Annotated in this window: 19 protein-coding genes; 12 read left to right on the top strand and 7 right to left on the bottom strand. The window is 62.6% G+C overall.

The genetic code is table 11. The features are described from left to right. Window positions 1-107: 107 nt before the first annotated feature. The gene (locus tag V7R84_RS04565) at window positions 108-1535 is read left to right on the top strand and encodes a phosphoglucomutase/phosphomannomutase family protein (RefSeq protein WP_338572494.1); all 1428 of its coding nucleotides are present in this window, start codon (window positions 108-110) and stop codon (window positions 1533-1535) included. A 69-nt stretch (window positions 1536-1604) separates the two neighbouring features. Beyond that, window positions 1605-2585: a hypothetical protein gene (locus V7R84_RS04560; protein WP_338572491.1), complete on the top strand. Its 981-nt coding sequence runs from the start codon at window positions 1605-1607 to the stop codon at window positions 2583-2585. Here V7R84_RS04560 and V7R84_RS04555 read toward each other — a convergent pair. Both V7R84_RS04555 and V7R84_RS04550 read right to left on the bottom strand, forming a co-directional pair. After that, entirely contained in the window at window positions 2566-3963 is a 1398-nt protein-coding gene (locus V7R84_RS04555; RefSeq protein ID WP_338572489.1) for an O-antigen ligase family protein, read from the bottom strand. The two genes, V7R84_RS04560 and V7R84_RS04555, sit on opposite strands and share 20 nt — an antisense overlap. A 191-nt stretch (window positions 3964-4154) precedes the next feature. Continuing rightward, window positions 4155-4982 (bottom strand): putative RNA methyltransferase, encoded by an 828-nt coding sequence (locus V7R84_RS04550; protein ID WP_338572486.1) that lies wholly within the window; start codon window positions 4980-4982, stop codon window positions 4155-4157. Window positions 4983-5006: 24 nt separating this feature from the next. Between V7R84_RS04550 and fabG the strand changes: the two genes are divergently transcribed. From fabG to fumC, 4 genes are all read left to right on the top strand, one after another. Next, window positions 5007-5714 (top strand): 3-oxoacyl-ACP reductase FabG, encoded by a 708-nt coding sequence (fabG, locus tag V7R84_RS04545; RefSeq protein WP_338572483.1) that lies wholly within the window; start codon window positions 5007-5009, stop codon window positions 5712-5714. Between the two features lie 21 nt (window positions 5715-5735). Beyond that, window positions 5736-6509: an enoyl-ACP reductase FabI gene (fabI, locus tag V7R84_RS04540; protein WP_338572482.1), complete on the top strand. Its 774-nt coding sequence runs from the start codon at window positions 5736-5738 to the stop codon at window positions 6507-6509. Window positions 6510-6581: 72 nt separating this feature from the next. Beyond that, entirely contained in the window at window positions 6582-7382 is an 801-nt protein-coding gene (locus tag V7R84_RS04535; RefSeq protein WP_338572479.1) for an ABC transporter ATP-binding protein, read from the top strand. Window positions 7383-7478: 96 nt separating this feature from the next. Then, window positions 7479-8891, top strand: a complete 1413-nt coding sequence (gene fumC, locus V7R84_RS04530) for a class II fumarate hydratase (protein WP_338572476.1) — start codon at window positions 7479-7481, stop codon at window positions 8889-8891. Between the two features lie 239 nt (window positions 8892-9130). Here the strand turns inward: fumC and V7R84_RS04525 are convergent, their stop codons facing one another. Next, a complete protein-coding gene (locus V7R84_RS04525; RefSeq protein ID WP_338572474.1) occupies window positions 9131-10096 on the bottom strand; it encodes a bile acid:sodium symporter family protein in 966 nt (321 codons plus the stop codon). Between the two features lie 67 nt (window positions 10097-10163). Next, on the bottom strand, window positions 10164-11336 hold the full coding sequence (locus V7R84_RS04520) for a hypothetical protein (RefSeq protein ID WP_338572472.1): 1173 nt from the start codon (window positions 11334-11336) through the stop codon (window positions 10164-10166). Window positions 11337-11595: 259 nt separating this feature from the next. On the opposite strand from V7R84_RS04520, the gene V7R84_RS04515 reads away from it, so the two are divergent. The 3 genes from V7R84_RS04515 (at window position 11596) to V7R84_RS04505 (ending at window position 13842) form a co-directional block, all read left to right on the top strand. Then, window positions 11596-11835, top strand: a complete 240-nt coding sequence (locus V7R84_RS04515; RefSeq protein ID WP_338572471.1) for a DUF6199 family natural product biosynthesis protein — start codon at window positions 11596-11598, stop codon at window positions 11833-11835. A 12-nt stretch (window positions 11836-11847) separates the two neighbouring features. Continuing rightward, window positions 11848-12393 (top strand): hypothetical protein, encoded by a 546-nt coding sequence (locus tag V7R84_RS04510; protein WP_338572469.1) that lies wholly within the window; start codon window positions 11848-11850, stop codon window positions 12391-12393. A gap of 657 nt (window positions 12394-13050) precedes the next feature. After that, complete coding sequence (locus tag V7R84_RS04505; RefSeq protein ID WP_338572468.1) at window positions 13051-13842, top strand: RNA methyltransferase; 792 nt, start codon at window positions 13051-13053, stop codon at window positions 13840-13842. On the opposite strand, the gene V7R84_RS04500 is transcribed toward V7R84_RS04505, so the two are convergent. Together V7R84_RS04500 and def are read right to left on the bottom strand one after the other, a co-directional pair. Continuing rightward, a complete protein-coding gene (locus V7R84_RS04500) occupies window positions 13843-15690 on the bottom strand; it encodes an ExeM/NucH family extracellular endonuclease (RefSeq protein WP_338572466.1) in 1848 nt (615 codons plus the stop codon). It lies immediately after the preceding gene. A 115-nt stretch (window positions 15691-15805) separates the two neighbouring features. Beyond that, complete coding sequence (gene def, locus V7R84_RS04495; protein ID WP_338572464.1) at window positions 15806-16405, bottom strand: peptide deformylase; 600 nt, start codon at window positions 16403-16405, stop codon at window positions 15806-15808. A gap of 64 nt (window positions 16406-16469) precedes the next feature. On the opposite strand from def, the gene V7R84_RS04490 reads away from it, so the two are divergent. Continuing rightward, entirely contained in the window at window positions 16470-17360 is an 891-nt protein-coding gene (locus V7R84_RS04490; protein ID WP_338572462.1) for a tyrosine recombinase XerC, read from the top strand. A gap of 5 nt (window positions 17361-17365) precedes the next feature. Here the strand turns inward: V7R84_RS04490 and V7R84_RS04485 are convergent, their stop codons facing one another. Next, the gene (locus V7R84_RS04485; RefSeq protein WP_338572460.1) at window positions 17366-18277 is read right to left on the bottom strand and encodes a peptidoglycan DD-metalloendopeptidase family protein; all 912 of its coding nucleotides are present in this window, start codon (window positions 18275-18277) and stop codon (window positions 17366-17368) included. 302 nt (window positions 18278-18579) lie between these two features. Between V7R84_RS04485 and rpsB the strand changes: the two genes are divergently transcribed. Both rpsB and tsf read left to right on the top strand, forming a co-directional pair. Continuing rightward, window positions 18580-19404 carry a 30S ribosomal protein S2 gene (rpsB, locus tag V7R84_RS04480; protein WP_412728106.1) on the top strand — a complete coding sequence of 275 codons (825 nt, stop codon included), beginning with the start codon at window positions 18580-18582 and terminating at the stop codon, window positions 19402-19404. 27 nt (window positions 19405-19431) lie between these two features. After that, window positions 19432-20241: a translation elongation factor Ts gene (tsf, locus tag V7R84_RS04475; RefSeq protein ID WP_338572457.1), complete on the top strand. Its 810-nt coding sequence runs from the start codon at window positions 19432-19434 to the stop codon at window positions 20239-20241. Window positions 20242-20304: the final 63 nt, after the last annotated feature.

Genomic DNA, 20304 nt, shown 5'->3' with positions numbered 1-20304 from the left:
GAATGAGCAAACTGTGCGTTTTGTGCAAATGTTGCGCAGAATTGAGCAGCTAGTTGACTGAAGCTGTCTAGGTTGGATGCATCCTAGGAGCAGGAAAGGGCCATGCCATGGCGCGCATCAACTTCGGTACCGGTGGCTGGCGGGCGATCATCGGTGACGAATTCACCCGCAGCAACGTGAGGCTGCTGTGCGGAGCGCTCGCGCAACGTATTAAGGAGGAGGCTACCCAGGACCAGGGGATCGTGATCGGGTACGACCGGCGGTTCCTTTCCGATGTCGCCGCCACATGGGCGGCAGAGGTGTTCGCAGGAGAAGGAGTGGTGTGTCGGGTGATCAGGATCGCCCAAGCGCCAACACCTTTGATCATGTGGACTGTCAAGAACCTCGGGCTGCCCTACGGCATGGCCATAACGGCGTCCCACAATCCTGCCCTCTACAACGGGATCAAGGTGTTCACGGCGGGCGGCAGGGATGCCGACGAGGTGGTGACACGCGACCTTGAGGACCGCATGACGAAACTTGAGGGCATCCGTGAGACGCGGATCGGACAGGTGCCCTACGAGAAGGCAGTTGCGCGAGGTCTGGTCCGCCAAATCAATCCGTTCAACGGCTACATCGACTCGATCATCGAGCAGGTGGACATGGAGGCCATCCGCCGTGCCGACCTGAAGATCGCACTGGACCCGATGTTCGGGGTCTCTCGCACTTCGCTGCAAACCATCCTTATGACGGCCCGCTGCGAGGTAGACGTCATTCATGACCGTCACGACACGCTGTTCGGGGGGCGCATGCCATCTCCCAACAGCGCTTCTTTGGAGTCGCTGAAGCGCTATGTGGTGGACAATGGCTGCGCTCTTGGGATAGCGACCGATGGCGACGCCGACCGACTCGGGGTTATCGATGACAAGGGAAACTTTCTGCACCCGAACCAGCTTCTGGTGATCCTCTATTACTACCTTCTCAAGTACAAGGGATGGCGGGGTCCTGTGGTCCGCAATGTGGCCACCACATCGCTGCTCGATGACGTGGCCCACCGATTCGGGCAGGAGTGCTACGAGGTTCCCGTTGGGTTCAAGTGGGTGTCGGGGAAGATGCTCGAAGTCGACGCGATCATCGGTGGTGAGTCTTCCGGTGGCCTCACCGTCAGGGGACACATCTCCGGCAAGGATGGGATCTACGCCGCAACCCTGCTTGTGGAGATGCTGGCTGTGGTCGGCAAACCCATGAGTGAGATCTACGAGGAGATCACGGGACAGTTCGCTCCCCGCCACATGGCAGAGACCGATTTCGCGTTCGATCCGGAACGCAAACCAGAGATCTTGAGAGTCCTCATGGAGGACCGCCTGCTGCCGGAATTCTCGGAGAACGTTCGTGAGGTCTCATACCGGGATGGGTGCAAGGTCTACTTCGAGGACGGCTGGGTCATCGCCAGGTTCTCCGGAACCGAGCCGCTCCTGCGAATCTTCTGCGAGATGCCCACCCTGCAACGGGCCGAGCTGGCGTGCGAGGAGTTCGGGAGGTTCCTTGGGCTGTAGCCGTTTCGACCGTTTATAACGATCGTCGTTATAATTGCGGCGTTAGAACGTCAACGGCCCTGGAGTGACATGAACCTGCGCGATTTCGCGAGCGCCTTGAGGCGGTCGTGGCTGGTGATTGCGGCTGCGACCGTGGTGGGTTTGGCGAGCGGTTGGGCCGTCGGCAACGTCGCTCGCACCGTCTACACCACCACGTCGCGAGTGGTGGTCCTGGCAGCCCCCGAAGTGGGGAACCCTGAGGATGCGCAACGCGTCACGTCCATGATTCGCTCCGAGATGTCCCTTTATCAGGTGCTCGCGCAAGGAAATCGTCTCACCGAGAGAGTGGCCACCCGGGTGACGGGGCTAACGGCTGAGCAGGTTGCGGGCGCAACGACGGTCGTTTTCTCGGATCAGCTTTTGAGCCTGACGGTCACCCTGCCGGACAAGGAGCAATCGGTGAAGGTTGCGAAGGCGTTCGCTGATGAAATGGTGGCAGAGATCAAGGGGCTACATCCCGCAGATCCTCAGTTGCTCAGGGCAGAAGCGGTTGAGGCGCCTGTGAGGACGGTCACCACCGGTGTCAGCCGGGGGGCTTCCTTGGCCGCTGGCGGGGTGTTGGGAATCATCTCGGGTTTGATCATCGTCTGGGGGCTTGCCGCATTGCGGCCTTTGGTGGCATCCGGTGGTGCTCTGGCTGCCGGTGGGCGATTGGTGCTTCGCGCCAAAGCGGATGCGAAAGCTTTTGAGCAGCTGGCGGCGGTGCTTTCCCCGCACCTGAAGGATTCGAAGACCGAGAAAGTGGTCCTGGTTGGGACCGGGGAAAGAGTGAATCTGGGGCCGTGGCGACAAGGACTTAGTGAACAACTCGGCGCAGAGGCCGCCGCGGTGACCGCTGCTCCCGATGGAGCCGATCCCGTGGCGCTGCGCGCCGTGTCGGGAGGCGAGATCACAGTGCTGTTGACGGATAGGCAGGATTCGCTCAACCGCGTTCAGGAAACCCTGAGACTCTTGGAAGCAGCAGGGGCGAACCTGACGGCCTGCCTGGTGGTCAGCGAGCCCCGATCCTGAGCGCACGGGAGCGTTCATGCTCTGTTTTCCGACGGTGCTCCTCGCGTTGTTGACGATTCCGCTTGCCGAGCATCGTCAACAACGCAGCAAAGACTGCCCACCAGATGAAGCTGACAGGAAAGTTCTTGATCAGGTAGGTGTCGAAGAAAAAACTGGGGAGTGTGGCCACAAGACCCGCAGCCATGGTGCGTTCCACGACCCCGCGGGCCCGCCACCATGCCCAGCACGTGGTGCCAAGGGTGATCAGGAGGAGCCCCAGACCGATTAACCCCAGCTCGGCGAAAACGGCCACGTAGAGGTTGTGTGCGTGGGAGAGTGTGAGTCCGAAAGGCATCTGTTTGGTGCCGTGCGCACCGGGTTGCGGTAGCGCCCGCGTCTCGAAGGCAAACCAAGGCCACAGCACCCCGTAGCCGGTCCCGAAGACCAGGGTGGGGAGGGAAGAGAAAACCTGGTGCAGGCCATAGCTCCAGGTTTCCACACGTCCGCCACCGGTGATGTCCGCTCCTCGATTGCCCAGAACATGTCTGGCGGTCAACAGAAATGCCGCCAGGGCAACGAGGGTTGTCGCGGCAACGAAAGGCAGACGTGCGGGACGCCGTCTCACCGAGTTGATGAGGGGCGGGAGTGCCATCAGGAGCAGGAAAACCCCCAAGGAGACAAGCCCAGCTCGGGCACCCGATGCTATGAACCACAGCAGATGGGCGAGAGCTGCCAAGGACGAGAGGATCCTGCGATGTCCTTGAAGCGCAGCTCCCAGGCACACGGAAATCCCCAACAGGAAAACGGTGTGAATGACTGCTGCTCCCCCGAGCCTCGTCTCCAAGCGACCAAACAAATCCTCGTGGATGGCGTTCCAGACCAGTGCTACGGGCGTGGCCGCAGCACTGATCACGGCGAACCACCACAGGATGCGGAACAACTGATCGGGGGGAGCCAGGCCCACAGCCAGGACAGCCAGTAGGCAGGTCAATCCGGCCGATGCCAGGGGACTGGCTAGGTAGACCAGCGGTACGGGGATCGTGGCCGACGGAATGTCGTACTGAACACTGGCCACGTGATTCGCCAAGGGCAGCGACAAAGCAGCGAGCAGGAGAAGCCCGAGAAAAGCTGTCGTCGCCATGACGAGGGAGCGTGGTGGGCGGCCATGATATGGATCGAAGCGCATCCTGATGCCTGTAGCAAAGGCTAGGAACGCAACGGCTGGGACCAGGAAAAGTTGCAGCTGACTGATCCCGGTTTTACCCACCTCGTTTTCGGTCACTTCCGCTGATGTGAAAAGCAACATGCAGGCGCACACGACAACGGCCGCCAGTGCCCAAAGATCCAGTCGCAGGCGCGCCTTGTCGGCCTGCGGGGAACCTGGGACAGAATGTAGCACGATGTCAGTCTAGAGGTTCCTTGGATGATGGTTGCTGGTCTTGTCCCCGCCGAGGGCAGGCTGGCTGTGGTTGCCCCCTGCCGACCATCACTGCGCCCTGAAAATTTTCATGCGATGAAACCGTCCTGGGTCGCAACGGAGTTCTCTCCGCGTCGCGCGCGCTGGTCATGTTCCGTGCCGTAGCACTTCGCTCAGTGGTCTCGCGCGTGAAACGTGCTGAGCACGAAGGCTGCGGTTGTTTTTGTTGTGTCAGGAACGGCGGCGTGGGGGTGAAAAGCGTTGGGACCCATCGCGATGAGATCTCGGGTTGCTTCGGCCGGGAGATGTAACGAGTGGGTCAGTTCCTGGCGGTCCACGAGTTTGAAACCGGTCATCGAACGATCGAGTCGTTCCAGTTTCTCGGATTCGATTCCCAGCAGCCCGAGCGAGTTGCGCAATTCCACGAGGTGTTCCCGGCCCGGGGTCACCACCACGAGTCGCCCGCCTGGGGTGAGCACCCGGGCGAACTCTGCCGGGTTGCGGGGCGCGAACACGCAGAGCACGGCATCCAGGCTTCCCGTAGCAATGGGTAGGCGACGCCAGATGTCGGTGACGACGGCTCCCAGCCGTGGGCTGCGTCTGGCTGCGTGGCGGCAGGCAGCTGGGGAGACATCCACCGCCAGACAGGTCGCCCCGGGGGTCGCGTCCAGGAAGGCCGCGATGTGGTGGCCAGTTCCTGCTCCCGCTTCGAGCACCCGACAGGCGCCGTCCAGGGCGGTGACCACTGTACGGGTCAGTGGTTCATACCAGCCTGTGGACAGGAAACGGTCGCGTGCGGCAATCATCTCGGGGGTGTCGGCGTTCTTCGGGGCTGCCCGCAGCAACAGGTTCAGGTGTCCTTGCCGGGCGACATCAAAGCAATGGTGGTTCTCGCAGCCGAGCGTTCTGCCGGTCAATTCCAGAGGCACAGCGCAGACTGGGCAGCGGAGCCAGGAAACCACGCGAGAGAGTCCCGCGGGAATGGGGCGACCGACCATCATGGCGCCCACGATAGTGTGTGGTTTGTGCAAGACAAGCCTGTTGTTCTCGTTACTGGGGCGACGCGTGGCATTGGCCGTGTCATCGCCGAAAAATTCCGCGATGCGGGGTACCGCGTCGCGGGCACCCACCGCGCCGGGGGTGAGGTTCCCGAGGGTGTGCTGCCCATTGAATGCGACATCACGGACCAAGCCCTGGTGGATGCGGCCTTCGAGAAGGTCGAGGCCGAACTGGGGAACGTAGGGGTTCTCGTCGCAAATGCGGGTGTCACGAAGGACACCCTGTTGGCGCGGATGTCGGACGCGGATTGGGACGCGGTGATCGACACCAACCTGACCGGCACCTTCCGCGTGGTGCGGCGGGCGGCCCGCCCCATGACGCGCGCCCGGTTCGGGAGAATCATTTTGATCTCCTCAGTGGTTGGGTTGCTCGGATCGCCCGGACAGGTCAATTACGCGGCCTCCAAGTCGGCGCTGATGGGGATGGCCCGCAGCATCGCCCGCGAACTGGGAGGTCGAAATATCACAGCCAATGTGATCACCCCCGGATTCATCGAGACCGACATGACCGCGGCCCTGGACGAGAAGGTCATCAAGGGATATCAAGAACGCATCCCGGTTGCACGCCTCGGGCAGGCCGAGGATGTTGCGGGTGCGGCGTTGTTCCTCGCGGGGGCAGGATATGTCTCGGGCGCCGTCATACCGGTCGATGGCGGCCTCGGAATGGGCCACTGAAAAACTACAAGGAGCATCTACATGGGAATCCTCGACGGCAAGAACATCCTGGTCACCGGAGTGACCATGCATACATCCATCGCCTACCGCGTCACCGAGATCGCACAGGCCGAAGGTGCCAACGTGGTCGTCAGTAACCTTGGTCGGGCCGTCGGACTTACCCGGCGTGTCGTCGGGCGGCTGGAGACCGTTCCGCCTGTGCTGGAACTCGACGTCACCGATCCCGAACACCTCGCGGCGTTGCCCGGGCAGCTTGGAGAACACTTCGGTGACCGCGTGGACGGCATCGTTCACTCCATCGCCTTCGCCAATCCCGAGCGGGCTCTCGGTGGGGCCTTCCTGAACACCGAGTGGAAGGACGTCGGGATCTCCCTGAACACCTCCACCTACTCCTACGTCTCGCTTGCGGTGGCCTGCCGGGAGCTGCTTCACCGTGGTTCCTCCATCGTCGGTCTCACCTTCGACGCTCGGGTCACATGGCCGAACTACGACTGGATGGGGGTGGCCAAGGCAGGGCTCGAATCGGCCAGTCGCTACCTGGCTCGGTACCTGGGTTCCGAGGGCATCCGGTCCAACCTGGTCGCGGCAGGGCCCATCGACACCATCGCGAAGAAGGCCATTCCTGGAGCCGAGGAATTCAACGACATTTGGGGACAGCGTGCGCCGCTCGGGTGGGATCCCACCGACACCACGGCTACCGCCAAGGCTGTTGTGGCGCTGCTTTCCGACTGGTTCCCCGCCACCACCGGTGAAATGATTCACGTCGACGGTGGTCTCCACTCGACCGGGGCCTGACAATATCCGGAGGTTTCGCGGGTGGGGCAGGTCCTTGCCCGCGAAACTTCCGGTACGAGTAACGTTGACCCCATGGCAATGGTGGCAGCACTCGAAGATGTGACGGTCAGGCGTGGGACCTCGACTCTGTTGGATACGGTGAACCTGAGCATCGGAGATGATGAAAGATGGGTGCTGCTAGGTCCCAACGGAGCTGGCAAGACCACACTGCTGTCCGTGCTTTCCGCAAATATGTTTCCGACCTCGGGGACGGTTCGCCTGCTCGACGAGGTGCTGGGGCGGGTCGACGTGTTCGAGTTGCGGCCCCGTATCGGGTTGACCTCTTCCTCCTTGGCTGAGCGTATTCCTGCGGGGGAACGGGTCCTCGATGTGGTGATCTCGGCAGCTTGGGCAGTGATAGGACGTTGGCGCGAGGAATACGACAGTGGCGACGAGGGACGTGCCCGCGGCCTGCTCTATTCCTTGTATGTGGAGCATCTCGCGGATCGCACCTTCGGGACCCTCAGCGAGGGAGAACGCAAACGCGTGCAGATTGCACGGGCGCTGATGACCGATCCGGAACTATTGCTTTTGGACGAGCCCGCTGGCGGGCTTGACCTGGCAGGCCGCGAGGCACTCGTCGGCACCCTGACCAGCCTCTTCCAGGATCCCGGTTCCCCGGCCAGCGTCCTGGTGACCCACCACGTCGAGGAGATCCCCGATGGGGTCACTCACTGCCTACTGCTCTCCGGGGGACGGGTGACCGCCGCCGGGCCTTTGGAGGAAACACTCACCGACGCCAACCTGAGCGCCACATTCGGCATGGACCTGGTGGTCACGCGCACCGATGACGGTCGGTGGAGTGCCCGTTCCCGTCCCGCATCCCACAACTGAGAGAACAAGCGGGAAACGCGCGCAACACCCGCTGGCCCGGTGCCGGTTCGTTGACGATAACCTTGGATGCGTTGGCGACAGAGCAAAGGAGTTCCCATGGCAACACCGAACACCCGCACCGAATCCGACTCGATGGGCACCATTGATGTGGCCTCCGACCGGTACTGGGGTGCCCAGACCGAAAGGTCGCTTCACAACTTCGACATCGGGCGCGAGACCTTCGTGTGGGGTCGGCCGATGGTCAAGGCGCTCGGCATTCTGAAGAAATCCGCGGCGCTGGCGAATGCGGAGCTCGGAGAGCTTCCGCGCGACATCGCCGATCTCATTGCCAAGGCCGGTGATGAGGTCATCGAAGGCAAACTGGATGACCACTTTCCGCTGGTGGTATTCCAGACCGGATCCGGCACCCAGTCCAACATGAACGTCAACGAGGTCATCTCCAACCGCGCCATCGAACTGGCCGGAGGGGAACTCGGCACCAAGACCCCCGTCCATCCCAACGACCACGTCAACCGCGGCCAGTCGTCCAACGACACCTTCCCGACGGCCATGCATATCGCCGTGGTCAATGAGCTGGCGGCCATGTACCCGCGGGTCCGGAAACTGCGCGACACCCTGGACGCGAAGGCCAAGCAGTACGACGACGTGATCATGGTCGGGCGCACCCACCTGCAGGACGCCACCCCGATCCGCCTCGGCCAGGTGTTCTCCGGCTGGGTGGCCCAAATTGACTTTGCCCTGGAAGGCATCGAGTACGCCGACTCGCGTGCCCGTGAACTGGCGATCGGCGGCACCGCCGTCGGCACCGGCCTGAATGCCCATCCCAAGTTCGGGGCGCTCACCGCCGAGAAGATCTCCGAGGAGACTGGCATCGAGTTCAAGCAGGCCGCTAACCTTTTCGCGGCGCTGGGTGCCCACGACGCGCTGGTGCTGGTCTCCGGTGCGCTGCGGGTCCTGGGTGACGCCCTGATGAAGATCGCCAACGACGTGCGCTGGTACGCGTCCGGACCTCGCAACGGCATCGGCGAGCTGCTCATCCCCGAGAACGAGCCCGGATCCTCCATCATGCCCGGCAAGGTGAACCCCACCCAGTGTGAGGCCATGACCATGGTGGCGACGAAGGTCTTCGGCAACGATGCCACCGTCGGTTTCGCGGGTTCCCAGGGCAACTTCCAGCTCAACGTGTTCAAGCCGGTCATGGCCTGGTGCGTGCTCGAGTCCATCCAGTTGCTCGGTGACGCCTGCGTCTCCTTCGATTCCAACTGTGCCTACGGCATCGAACCGAACACGGAACGGATCCAGGCCAACCTGGACACCAATCTGATGCAGGTCACCGCGCTCAACCGACACATCGGCTACGACAAGGCCTCGAAGATCGCGAAGAACGCCCACCATAAGGGCCTGTCGCTTCGCGAGTCGGCTCTGGAGCTCGGTTTCCTGACCGACGAACAGTTCGACCAGTGGGTGGTTCCCGCCGACATGACCCACCCGAGCGCCGCCGACGAATGATGCTGGGATATCACCGAGGCTGTTGGCTGTATTGATGAATGGGGCGCCCGCTCTCCGGAAAGGAGGACGGGCGCTGCATTCGTCGGGTATCCGGAGGCCGTGATGTGGCAGACAGCGCTCCGTGACGCGATCGAGTACTGCTGGTCTCCTGGTGGAGTTGCTCCTGGTCCCGGTGGTGACGGCTCTCAGCCATCGCGCTCAAAGTTGTCATAAGCTGACCGGCGCGGCCGCTTCCACGGTCAGGAATCCTGGTCACGCTGCCGGTTCTCTGCGCCATCGGCTGTCGCGTAGCGCTGCGCAATGATGGTGCAGGCTATGAGCTGGAGGGTATGGAAGACCATCAGCGGGAAGACAATCAACCCCACGGCCTGGCCTGCGAACAGCACCGTCGCCATCGGCACCCCCGTCGCTAGGGATTTCTTCGTGCCGCAGAAGACGATGGCGATCTCGTCGGCGCGACCGAACCCGAGGAACCGGGCGAGTTGCCGGGTGAAACACAACATGAACGCCAGGGTGACAAGGCACAGCGCCAGCATGATCAGCAGCTCCGTGCTGGTTGCGGTGATGCCATTGCGGCGGAGGTCTCCGAAGGCGCCGTAGACCACCAGGCAGATCACGCCCTGGTCCAGCCACTTGAGGTTCTTGCGGTTGCGCGCCATGAAGTCCGCGGTCCAGGGGCGTGAGAACTGCCCGAGGATGAAGGGCAGCAACAATTGGACCATCACGGCGCCGAAGGAACCCCACCCGATGGGGGCGGAGCCCGTGGTGGGCAGCAGAGCCATCATCAGCAATGGCGTCAGGATCACCCCGAGCAGGTTCGATGTGGTGGCCGAGACGATGGCCCCCGCGATATTGCCGCCGGCTATGGACGTGAACGTGATCGACGACTGCACCGTGGATGGCACCAGCGTCAGGAAAGCCAGCCCCAGCGCCAGACCGGGGGAGTACCAGGGCAGGTGCAATAGACCCAGACCGATGATCGGGAACACCACGAAGGTGCAGGCGAAGATCGTCAGGTGCAGCCGCCAGTGCTTCAGACCGGCCCACGCCTCGGCTGTCGACAGGCGTGCTCCGTAGCCGAGGAACAGCAGGAAGATCGCGATTTTCGTCGCCCAGTCGAGGACATCGGTGGCTGCTCCGGAGGCCGGTAGTAGGAACCCGATCAGAGCGGAGAGCAGGATGTAGAGCAGGAACGGGTCCTTCATCTTCGACCACACGAGAGAAGAGCCTACAGTTCTTCCGTGAAGCCTTTCCGCAGGGAAGGCGAGCGGATCATGGCGAGGACGGTTTCCCGGGGGACCTCTTCCTCCCAAACCACAAAGCCCCTCCAGCAGCGGCGGGAAGGAGGGCTGTCAGCCACATGAGCCACCACCAGGGTTGGGGAGCGGGATCACCGGTGGCCTCCCCGAGCGGGACTGAACGTGCCCATGCGACGAAGGCGTCCCCGACAGGCAGGAATCCGAGGACGAAGGCCGTTCCCGATCCGGTCGGCAGCGGCATGCCGAGCAGGTCGGCCTCCTGGTCCAGGACCGTGGCGAGTTCGGCGTCCCCGTGGCGACGGGCAGCCGCCAGTGTCACCGCGGAGGCGCTGGCCGAAACCCCGTTGATGAGTGGCCCGGAATCCACGTCCCCGGGGGCGTCGATGCCGTGAGCGTGTTCCCGGATCCCCACCAGCCCCAGTGTCGGGGACAGGAAGGCTTGCTTGTAGATCGCCCACTCGCGGGCTGCCCGCTCCGGATCGATGTCGGGCAGGAACACTTGGATGAGCGACTGCGATGCGCCGCGTGCCCGAGACTCCCCACGCTGGTGAACCAGCAGCCCGTTGCTCGAATCCCGGTGCGCATCCATCGCCTCAAACCAGCGTTTCGTGACGCCGGCCAGTCCGGGAACTTCGACGAGCTGGCTGGCCCGGTGCACGGCGGCGAGCGCCACGACGACGTCACAGGGCCACGCCGCACCGGGGTAGGACGACGGCAGGGGATTCTCATCCAGTGCCGCCGCGATGGCGCGGGCCTCTGAGGAGACCTCGGCCAGGTACGTCGCATCCCCGGTCAGGGCGGCGCGGTCCACCAGCAGGAGCAGTCGCCAGCCGTGGTAGAAGGTTCCGTGCTGCAGCAGGTCATTGGTGCCGAAGCGACCGGCGACCACTGGGTTTCCGGTTTCGGCGATGGCCCGTTCCAGGAGCGCGAGATGGTGTCGGGGATCGTGACCCGAACGGGCCAGATTCCCGGCTGCCAGGCCGGTCAAAGCCCAGGTGAAGAACTCGCCCTCGGGGAACAGCGCTTGCATCTCGGATGCGGCCGATGGCGCCTTTCCGGCCAGCCAGGAGAGTTGGGAGGCGACCACATCCGGGCCGCGCAGCCCGGGCAGGGCGGCGCGGCCCAGGTGGACCAGCGATAGCAGGGAGATCAACGCCAACGCGGCTGCCAGGATTTTTCGCATCACGTCCCGAGGGTAGCCCGCAGGAGGGGAGCGGATGCCTGCGGCTCCTTGAGGACTCTGAAAAAGCTGATTCTCAGCCGCGAAACCGGAAATTCGTGTGACCTCTCCGATACGGCCAGCGGCTTTCGGTATCTAGAGCGATCAACAGAGAATGAACCATGGAATGATAGAATAAACTCATCCTCAGTCATGTTTCGCCGCTGCGACAGCAGGGCCTTTGGGTGGGTGGACATGTAATAAGGGTTGTTGGGAGAATCTGGCCATGATGTGGGTATTTTTGATTGTCGTAATTGGTTTTGGTCTCGCTTGGGCCGTGGTGCCGCGCAAGATGTGGCGAATCACGCAAGGGTGGCAATACAAAAATCCCGAGGCGAATGAACCTAGTGATGCCGCCTATGCAATGTGGCGCATAAGTTCTATCGTGGCGATCGTGGTGATTATAGTTGCGATGCTTGCTCTCGTCTCCAATCAGAATATGACTTCTAAGCAAAGGGAGGGTTAGCGAAGTAGGGCCGTGCAGGAAAGGGCAGACAGGGAGAAGTATGAGGTTGAAGAGGTGCAGCTTTCAGTGTTCGCCATGCAAGCTCGCAAGGTCTTCGGGGTCCCTGGCACCACTGCCGTAATCGGATACCCGCATGAGGGATTTTTGCGAAGAGGAGATCTGAAAGGAATCAAGCACGGCCAGGCGCCAGCAGGATGGCTTCCTTATGACAACGAACATCTCGAGCCTGGATTCCTTAGGAATCTGAGGGGCACCTATGGCGTAGTAGGTAGAGAACTGCGCTGGCAGCCCGGAGGGAGCACTGACCTCGTGGCGCAACTACCATCTAGTTGGCTCTATAGATGTGAAATCATAGTATATGCGGTGACTGAAACGGAAGGCGAAATTCAATTGTCAATAAGCCCTCTCTCTGAGGGGAGTGCGAAAAGTTCGAGTCCAGGTTCTTGTTTAATAGCTTCATCAAATGTCATTTTGCTGGACATAGATCTACAAAAACCTGTGGGGGATCGAAGGGTTGTAGGGCCGGATGGTGCTGAAATTCCTCAGCTCAAAACATGAGGTTTGCCTATAGTCGTCATCACGGGTGCTCTGGGTAGGGGTATCGCTGGTTGATATATCAAGGCTTATTCACAGACGGCGCGCCAGCCAGGAGAACCCCTAGTCAGCGCACACTTGAGAAGGGCCGTGAATAGACCTCATCATCTGTGAATAAGCTTTATGAGTGATCTTGCCTGTTTGCGTAACGCTCGAAACCCATAATTACCTAAGGTCCATGTTAAATTGGGTTGAGTGCTACAGAGTCGTGATTCTGTCTGGGCAAGTACAGCGATACTTTCGACCACACCTCGCCCGATGTCACGATGCTGTAGAGAACTGACCCGGCGGCGGGGTGGGCCCGTCTGGCCTGTCAGTCCAGCCAGTTTCCCTGGCATCCAGCGATGTAGTTTCGAATCAGTCCTTCGCTGGCGCTCATGTGCAAGCTCAACCAGCTTCGGAGAGGGGTAGGTTGGTTGAGTCGAACCATGGTCCCTCTGGGCGAGTAGCCCGTATCGAAACCATCGTGCAGGTTTCTGGGACAAGGATTTTGTTTGATGCTCACCATCGGATGGGTGGCGTATCGATCCGCATGAAATCATGGATGTTCGTCGTGATAGCGATCTAATCTAGGGCGTCGAGGTTTTAAATCACACGACCTCACCCATTAGCCTCGCGGGCATGCGCCTCGACATCACCGACCCTAACGACCCCCGGATGGGTGACTATGTCTCGCTGCGGGACTCGCAGCTTCGACGCAGTCTGGAGGGGGAGCGGGGAATCTTCATCGCGGAGGGCGACAAGATCATCCGGCGGGCTGCCGAGGCCGGATGCCGTCCTAGGTCCTTCCTGTTGGCTGCGAAATGGCTGCCCAGCTTGGGGGATGTGCTCGCGGCACGGCCCGACGTGCCGTGCCTGGTGGCCGACGACCGGCTGATCGAGCAGGTGAGTGGCTTCCACGTGCACCGTGGGGCCCTCGCGAGCTTCGAACGACCCGATGAGACGCCCTGGGAGGTCATCCTCGGCGCCCGTCGCGTCCTGGTGTGCGAAGACCTCGTCGACCACGCGAACGTCGGATCCATCATCCGCGTCGCCGCCGCCCTTGGGTGGGATGCTGTGGTGATCTCCCCGGGCGGAGCGGATCCCCTCTACCGGCGGGCCATCAAGGCCTCCATGGGGACCTGCTTCCAGGTCGGGTGGCGTCGCATGACTGATTCCGTCACGGACCTCGCTCGGTTCCGGGCCGCCGGGTTCGAACTGGCCGCCACCACCCTCTCACCGGAGGCCACGCCACTGACCGATTACCGGGCCCCGGAGAAACTGGCCCTGTTGCTCGGATCCGAGGGGCATGGGCTCAGTGACGACTGGTTGGAGGCCGCGGATGTCCGTCTTGGAATCGAGATGGCGGTGGGGGTTGATTCGTTGAACGTCGCCACCGCTGCAGCCATTTTCGCCCACTGGCTGCGGCTGTGATCAACTACTGGTTTTCGGTAGGCCGGGGTGCAGGATAGATCTCGACGGTGTGGGCTCGGCAGGGGTCGGCGATGAGGGCATCGGGCTTTCAGGGTTCCCGAACTGGAGGCTCACCACTACCGGGTCATGGTCGGAGGAACGATACGGATCGGGGCTGTAGAGCTCCTGCTCCGCCGCCTTCTTGTAGGTCATGTCGTAGTCGAAGATGTCCGCCTCATCCGCGTTGATGTGCCAGGCTCTGGCGTCCACGATGCTGGTTTCCGCGGCCTGGTTCGCGAGCGCGTGATCCAGGTAGCCGGACATGCCGTCGAAGACGTAGGAATAGGCCTGTTCGCCGGTGAATTTCTTCTCCATGTCGGCGTAGCCCCCCTCGACGAGGGTTTTCACCGGATCTTCGTGGTCGTAGGAGTTGAGGTCGCCGATGATCACTGTGCGCGCGGCGCCCTGGCCGGTCGGGTCGTCCTGGAGCCAGGAAACGAGGTCCTCCGCAGCCTTGTTGCGGGTCTGGTTGCAGTTTCCTTGGCCGTCTCCCGTGTCGGGATCGCTCTTGCAGGCCGAACCTTTTGACTTGAGGTGGTTGACCGACACGTTGACCAGCTCGCCGGAGTCCTTGTGACGGAAGGTCTGAAGCAGCGAGGGCCGGTTCCCTGTGCTGCCGAAACTCAGGGTTTCGGCGGAACCAACCGGTTCCACCGTCGTCGGTTTGTAGATTAAAGCCTGGAAAATGGCGTCGCTGCCGACCTTTCCCGTTCTCACCGCGAGGTAGGTGCCCTCCCCGGCCCTAGCGTTGAGGGCCGCCACCAAATCGTCGACAGCGGTGCCGTTGTTCTCGATCTCCATCAACCCGAAGACATCGGCGTCAAGTGCCGTCATGGCCGCGACGATCTTCGCCTGCTGCCGCTGGAACTCCTCCGGGGTGTCCGCCCCCCGAGCCCGGGAGTCATCCGAGGTGAGGGTGGTGAAGTAGTTCAGCACATTGAATGACGCGACCCGCAAGTTCCCCTGCTTCTCCGGGACGGGAGGACGGGGGTTGCTGGCGGTGTGCTCGGCACCTGTGGTTGGCTGCAGCCGGTAGGAACCGAAGCTGTAGCTCAGCACGCCGGTCAGGTTCGCAACCTGATCGCCGCTGCGGAAGTAGTTGTCCTTGGCCATCGGTTTCCCGTTCGGGTGGATGGCGGGAGTGGGATTCTGGGATGTGCGTCCGTCATCGACCGTCAGGCGGTTCGCGTTGTTGCTGGCCAGCAGGTCGATGGCGGGCTGCCCCGGATCGACGATGCCGGTTGGGGCCCACTGCCGGTCCGTGCCGTAGATGAGTTCCCCGTAGCGATCGAAATTGTGGGAGTCGAGGATGCTCAGGGACTGAGGGAATCTGAGAAGCATGCCTTCGTATCGCTCCCAGTCGCTGACCGGAAGGTTCAGCTCGAGCGGAGCCACCGCGTCGCCGCCACCCAGTTTCTCCACAGCGGTGGGGGTGATCTGGGTCTGGTCCTTGTACTCGCTCACCTTCCCCTTGACCTGCACCCGGTCCCCGACCTCCAGGTCGTTCGTACCCTTGTCGTGGATGAAGATTCCATCGCTGGTGTCCTCGTCCCCGTCACCTGTGTCTTGAATGAAGACACCTTCTAGCTGGTTTTCACCCTGGAAATCGCCAGTTACCACACCCTCGACGACCACGGTGCGCCCCGCGTACGGGCTGGTTGTACTGGCGCCCTGCACAGCGCCGATCGGTATCGGGTGGGCATCGGTGAGGGTAGGAATTGCCCAGGAAGGCAGGGCGGAGGTTCCAAGGAATGCAGGGAGAAGTGCCGAGACCGAGGCAAGGGCCAGCAAACGGGGTCGGATGCTCATGTTTCGCTTTCACTATTGGGTGATACCACCGTGGTTCACCATCAGTGCTGATTCTTTCAGCTGGTCGCGGCGAAATGTGTCCCGCATTCCGGATCGTGGCTGCCGCCGGTCCGGCTCACTCCTCGCCGGGGCGTGGTGCGGAATCCCGTTTCGGGGAAACTGGCCAGTCCTCGGGGTAACGCCACGCCAGGTCAGCCACCTGAGCATCGAGTTTCCTGCGAGAGCGGTCCGAGATGCGATCCCCGAACACGGTGCCGTTCAGGTGGTCGGTCTCGTGCTGGAAACAGCGGGCAAGCAGCCCCGTGCCGAGCAGTTCGATCTCCTTGCCGTAGGCGTCCTGACCCCGACAGATGACCTTGTCGGGGCGAGGAACCCCGGAGTAGCCGCCGGGCCATGACAGGCAACCCTCCTCGGTGACGTCGAGGTTGCGGTCCTTGCCCGTGGGAAGCTCCACTACCGGATTGCAGACCACCCCGCGCTGGATGCGGTCGTCGGCGTCTGGGCACTCGTAGATGAAAACGGATATCCCGACCCCCACTTGAGTAGCGGCCAGGCCGACCCCCTCGGCCGCTCGCATCGTTGCGAACATGTCACGAATGAGCTCGTGCAGTTCATTTCCGAACTCGGTGACGGGCGTGGTGGTTGCGTGCATCACAGGGGTGTCCCAGCGGGTGATGGGACGGATGCGGCCGCCGGTGGTGAGGTCCTCGGGCATCGATCTTCCTGTTCTCCGGTTCGTCGTGCAGAGCAACAGTATCCCCGCTGCAACACTTGACGCTATGGAAGGGCTCTGGACTACGTTGACCGCCGAGTACCGGCGCCATCTGGAGAGCGAACGGGGTCTGTCCCAGAACACGGTCCGCGCCTACCAGGCAGACTTGGTGAGTATGGCTTCGTCAGTTCCGGTTCCGCCGAGTCGTATCACCCTTGCGCACCTACGTTCCTGGCTGGCTGAACAGGTCGATTCCGGCGCCGAACCGGCAACCCTACAGCGCCGTGTCTCCTGCGCTCGAGGTTTCTTCGCTTGGGCGCGCAGAGAAGGTTTCATCGCATCGGATCCGGCGATCCGGCTTCGTGCCCCACGGCGGCCACGTACCCTGCCTGAGGTGCCTACCGAAACTCAGGTGAGTGATTCCATCGCGTTCTTGGCCGCGGCAGCCGCCGAGAGTGATCCGATAGCGCTGCGCGATGTGGCACTGGTCGAGTTGCTCTACGCCAGCGGGCTGCGTATCTCGGAGGCCTGTGGGCTGGGATTGCGCGATGTTGATTTCGAGAACTCGACGGTGCGTGTGCTGGGTAAGGGAGACAAGGAGCGCACAGTGCCCATGGGTGCCCCGGCTCGGCGTGCCCTCGACGCGTGGTTGGCGGTCCGAGACCGTGTGGCGGGACCGGGCAGTCCGCCCCGGGTGTTCCTCGGTGCCCGAGGCGGTGGCCTCGACCCCAGGGTTGCTCGCCGCGTGGTCCACGCCGCCACCGCGGCGGGTGGGGTATCCGTTGGTCCTCACGCACTGCGGCACGCCATGGCCACTCATCTGCTGGCCGGGGGAGCGGACCTGCGCAGCGTTCAGGAACTGTTGGGACACGCATCCGTGGCGACTACCCAGCGCTACACTCATGTCACCAACGAACGGCTCCGGGCAGCCTTCCTGCAGGCTCATCCCCGGGCCTGAGGGAATCAGCGAACCAGGGTGAGGGGGTCAATCACTTGGCCGTTCCGCCAGGCCATCCAGTGCAGGTGACAGCCCGTGGAGTAACCCGTGCTGCCGACGTGCCCCACCACGGCTCCTGCCTCCAGGGTTTGACCCGCCGCAACCTCGATCCCCGGCATGTGGGCGTATCCGGTGCGGATCCCGGAGTGTTCCACCACCACCCGGTAGCCGTATCCGCCGTCGTAGCCGGCAGAGACCACCGTCCCAGCCCAGGGAAGGTGAATTGCGGTGCCGCAGGCCGCCCCGATGTCCGCCCCGTCGTGGAGTTTCAGGACCCCGGTGACCGGATGCACCCGCATCCCGAACGGGCTGGTGATTGGGCCGGCCACAGGCAGGGAACCGGGTTCGGGCGCCGGTCCTGGAGTCTGGGCGGGCGGAAGCCAGGCAACTGGCGGCGGGTTCGTACCATGCGGCAGCAATCGGATGGGTGGGGACTTCAGGTAGAGCATTGGGTCGTAGTACGTGGTGCCGTCAGTCAGACCCCAGTGCAAGCAGTACCGGGGATCGCAGTGTGGTGGTCCCGCCAGATGCCCAATCACATCACCGGCTTTGACCTGCGTTCCTTTGGGCAGGGACCCGATGACGGGAGTGTAGGTGGTGCGCAATCCGTTGCCGTGTTCAACAGAAACTGATGGTCGTCCTGCGACTTCCCCGTTGAAGTAAATCTTTCCAACTGCCGCGGAACGCACCTCCGCCCCCTCGTCGGCAGCCAGGTCAACACCACGGTGCCCCGCGGAATAAGGGGATGTGCCGCCGTCGAAGGGGCGCAACAGCGCGCCCGGGACGGGAGCCGAGAGAACCAAACCTGCGTCCGCGTGCGCCAACGCGGGGAAACTGGCCAGCGTCAGAAGCGTCAGTGTGAGCAGTGCCTTCCTCATGTCATGCACTCTGGAAGACGGGACGGGACGGCCTCCGGGGCCAGCGAATGTTGTGTCTTGTGTTGAAAACCTTGCTCAGCCGGGAATAGGATTGGCCGCGCAATCGGCTGGCCCGATTGACATCGCATGCGCCGTAACGGGAACCGTCGGTGGTGGTGTGGTCCCGGGATTTCGCGTCGTGGGTGCCGCCGCCGGGCGTATCAGGAAGACCCCAGCGGGGTCAGTAGAACAACCACCCGCGCGAGCCCCACTCGCCATTGACAAGGATGGGCGTGACCGCGCCCATCGTGAAAGGAACGGCCATGGCCGTCGTGACCGCCCGTCAGCTTCTCGAGTCCGGAGTTCACTTCGGGCACCAGACCCGCCGCTGGAACCCGAAGATGAAGCGGTTCATCTTCACCGAGCGCAACGGGATCTACATCATCGACCTCCAGCTGTCGCTCAGCTACATCGACAGCGCTTTCTCGTTCGTCAAATCTACCGTCGCCCGTGGCGGACAAGTGCTCTTCGTTGGGACCAAGAAGCAGGCCCAGGAAGCCATCGCTGAACAGGCCACCCGGGTTGGTATGCCGTATGTCAACCAGCGCTGGCTGGGCGGCATGCTCACCAACTTCCACACCGTCACGAAACGGATCCAGCGCCTCAAGGAACTCGAAGGCATGGACCTGACTGACTCCGCCAGCAGCGGCCTGACCAAGAAGGAACTGCTGCACCTCGAGCGTGAGAAGAACAAGCTGAGCAAGACCCTCGGTGGCATCCGAGACATGGTCCGCACTCCGCAGGCTGTCTGGGTGGTTGATACCAAGAAGGAACACCTCGCCGTGGACGAGGCTCGCAAGCTTCGTATCCCCATCGTCGGGATCCTCGACACCAACTGCGACCCCGATGAGGTTGACTACGCGGTCCCCGGCAATGACGACGCCATTCGATCGGTCGCCTTGCTGACCCGGGTCATCGCCGATGCCGTCGCCGAGGGCTTGATCCAGCGCTCCTCTGGTCGCAGCGGCGAGGAGACCGAGGCAGAGCCCATGCCCGATTGGGAGCGCGAGCTCCTGGCTCAGGGCGAGAACGCCGCCGCGGAGGCGTCGGAAACCACCGAGGCCCCTGCCAAGACCGAGTCCGAGTAATTCCACACGACAAGACGGGAAACTGACATGGCAATCACTGCTGCTGACGTCAAGAAGCTGCGAGACGCCACTGGCGCAGGCATGATGGACGCCAAGAAGGCCCTCACCGAGGCCGAGGGAGATCACGAGAAGGCCATCGAGCTGCTCCGCATCTCCGGGCTCGCGAAGGCTGCCAAGCGCACCGACCGCGAAGCGACCAACGGCATCGTCGCTGGTAGGGACGGAATCCTCATCCAGTTCGCCGCCGAGACCGATTTCGTGGCCAAGAATGCTGAGTTCGTCGGGCTGGCCGACCAGATCGTCGAGGCTATTGCTTCCTCCGGAGCCAAGGACCTCGAGGCCACCAAGGTTGCGCCCTTGGGTTCTGCGACCGTCCAGGAGGCCGTGCAGTCGCTGGCCGCCACGATTGGCGAGAACCTGTCCCTGGTCAATGTGGCCAACTACGACGGCGACACCCACCTGTACCTGCACCGCCGTGCCTCTGACCTGCCGCCCCAGGTCGGTGTTCTGGTCGAGTACGCCGGTGGCGACGAGACCCTCGTCCACCAGGTCGCGATGCACATCGCCGCCATGAGCCCGGTCTACGTCTCCCGTGAGGAGGTTCCTGCCGAGGTGGTTGAGAACGAGCGCCGTATCGCCGAGGCCACCGCCCGCGAGGAAGGCAAGCCCGAGGGTGCGCTCCCGCGCATCATCGAAGGTCGTCTCGGTGGGTTCTACAAGGACGTTGTGCTGCTGGACCAGCCCGCTGTCTGGGAGGACAAGAAGACCGTTGGTGACGTCCTGAAAGCCGCAGGGGTCGAGATCAAGCGCTTCGCGCGACTGGCCGTGGGCTCCTGAACCGGATCAATTGAAACAAGCGTGTCCCTTGACAGGGGGCGCGCTTGTTTCGCTTGGGACGAT

It is taken from the genome of Arachnia propionica (assembly GCF_037055325.1).
In the GTDB taxonomy this organism is placed as follows: Bacteria; Actinomycetota; Actinomycetes; order Propionibacteriales; family Propionibacteriaceae; genus Arachnia.
The sequence above is the reverse complement of the archived record's forward strand: the minus strand, read 5'-3'. Positions and strand labels throughout refer to the sequence as shown.

Excerpts from the sequence above, each read along its gene's own strand:
- V7R84_RS04565 (WP_338572494.1), top strand. The coding sequence starts at position 108 with ATGGCGCGCATCAACTTCGGTACCGGTGGCTGGCGGGCGATCATCGGT.
- V7R84_RS04560 (WP_338572491.1), top strand. The coding sequence starts at position 1,605 with ATGAACCTGCGCGATTTCGCGAGCGCCTTGAGGCGGTCGTGGCTGGTG.
- V7R84_RS04550 (WP_338572486.1), bottom strand. The coding sequence starts at position 4,982 with ATGATGGTCGGTCGCCCCATTCCCGCGGGACTCTCTCGCGTGGTTTCC.
- fabI (WP_338572482.1), top strand. The coding sequence starts at position 5,736 with ATGGGAATCCTCGACGGCAAGAACATCCTGGTCACCGGAGTGACCATG.
- V7R84_RS04535 (WP_338572479.1), top strand. The coding sequence starts at position 6,582 with ATGGCAATGGTGGCAGCACTCGAAGATGTGACGGTCAGGCGTGGGACC.
- fumC (WP_338572476.1), top strand. The coding sequence starts at position 7,479 with ATGGCAACACCGAACACCCGCACCGAATCCGACTCGATGGGCACCATT.
- V7R84_RS04525 (WP_338572474.1), bottom strand. The coding sequence starts at position 10,096 with ATGAAGGACCCGTTCCTGCTCTACATCCTGCTCTCCGCTCTGATCGGG.
- V7R84_RS04515 (WP_338572471.1), top strand. The coding sequence starts at position 11,596 with ATGATGTGGGTATTTTTGATTGTCGTAATTGGTTTTGGTCTCGCTTGG.
- V7R84_RS04505 (WP_338572468.1), top strand. The coding sequence starts at position 13,051 with ATGCGCCTCGACATCACCGACCCTAACGACCCCCGGATGGGTGACTAT.
- V7R84_RS04500 (WP_338572466.1), bottom strand. The coding sequence starts at position 15,690 with ATGAGCATCCGACCCCGTTTGCTGGCCCTTGCCTCGGTCTCGGCACTT.
- def (WP_338572464.1), bottom strand. The coding sequence starts at position 16,405 with ATGCCCGAGGACCTCACCACCGGCGGCCGCATCCGTCCCATCACCCGC.
- V7R84_RS04490 (WP_338572462.1), top strand. The coding sequence starts at position 16,470 with ATGGAAGGGCTCTGGACTACGTTGACCGCCGAGTACCGGCGCCATCTG.
- V7R84_RS04485 (WP_338572460.1), bottom strand. The coding sequence starts at position 18,277 with ATGAGGAAGGCACTGCTCACACTGACGCTTCTGACGCTGGCCAGTTTC.
- rpsB (WP_412728106.1), top strand. The coding sequence starts at position 18,580 with ATGGCCGTCGTGACCGCCCGTCAGCTTCTCGAGTCCGGAGTTCACTTC.
- tsf (WP_338572457.1), top strand. The coding sequence starts at position 19,432 with ATGGCAATCACTGCTGCTGACGTCAAGAAGCTGCGAGACGCCACTGGC.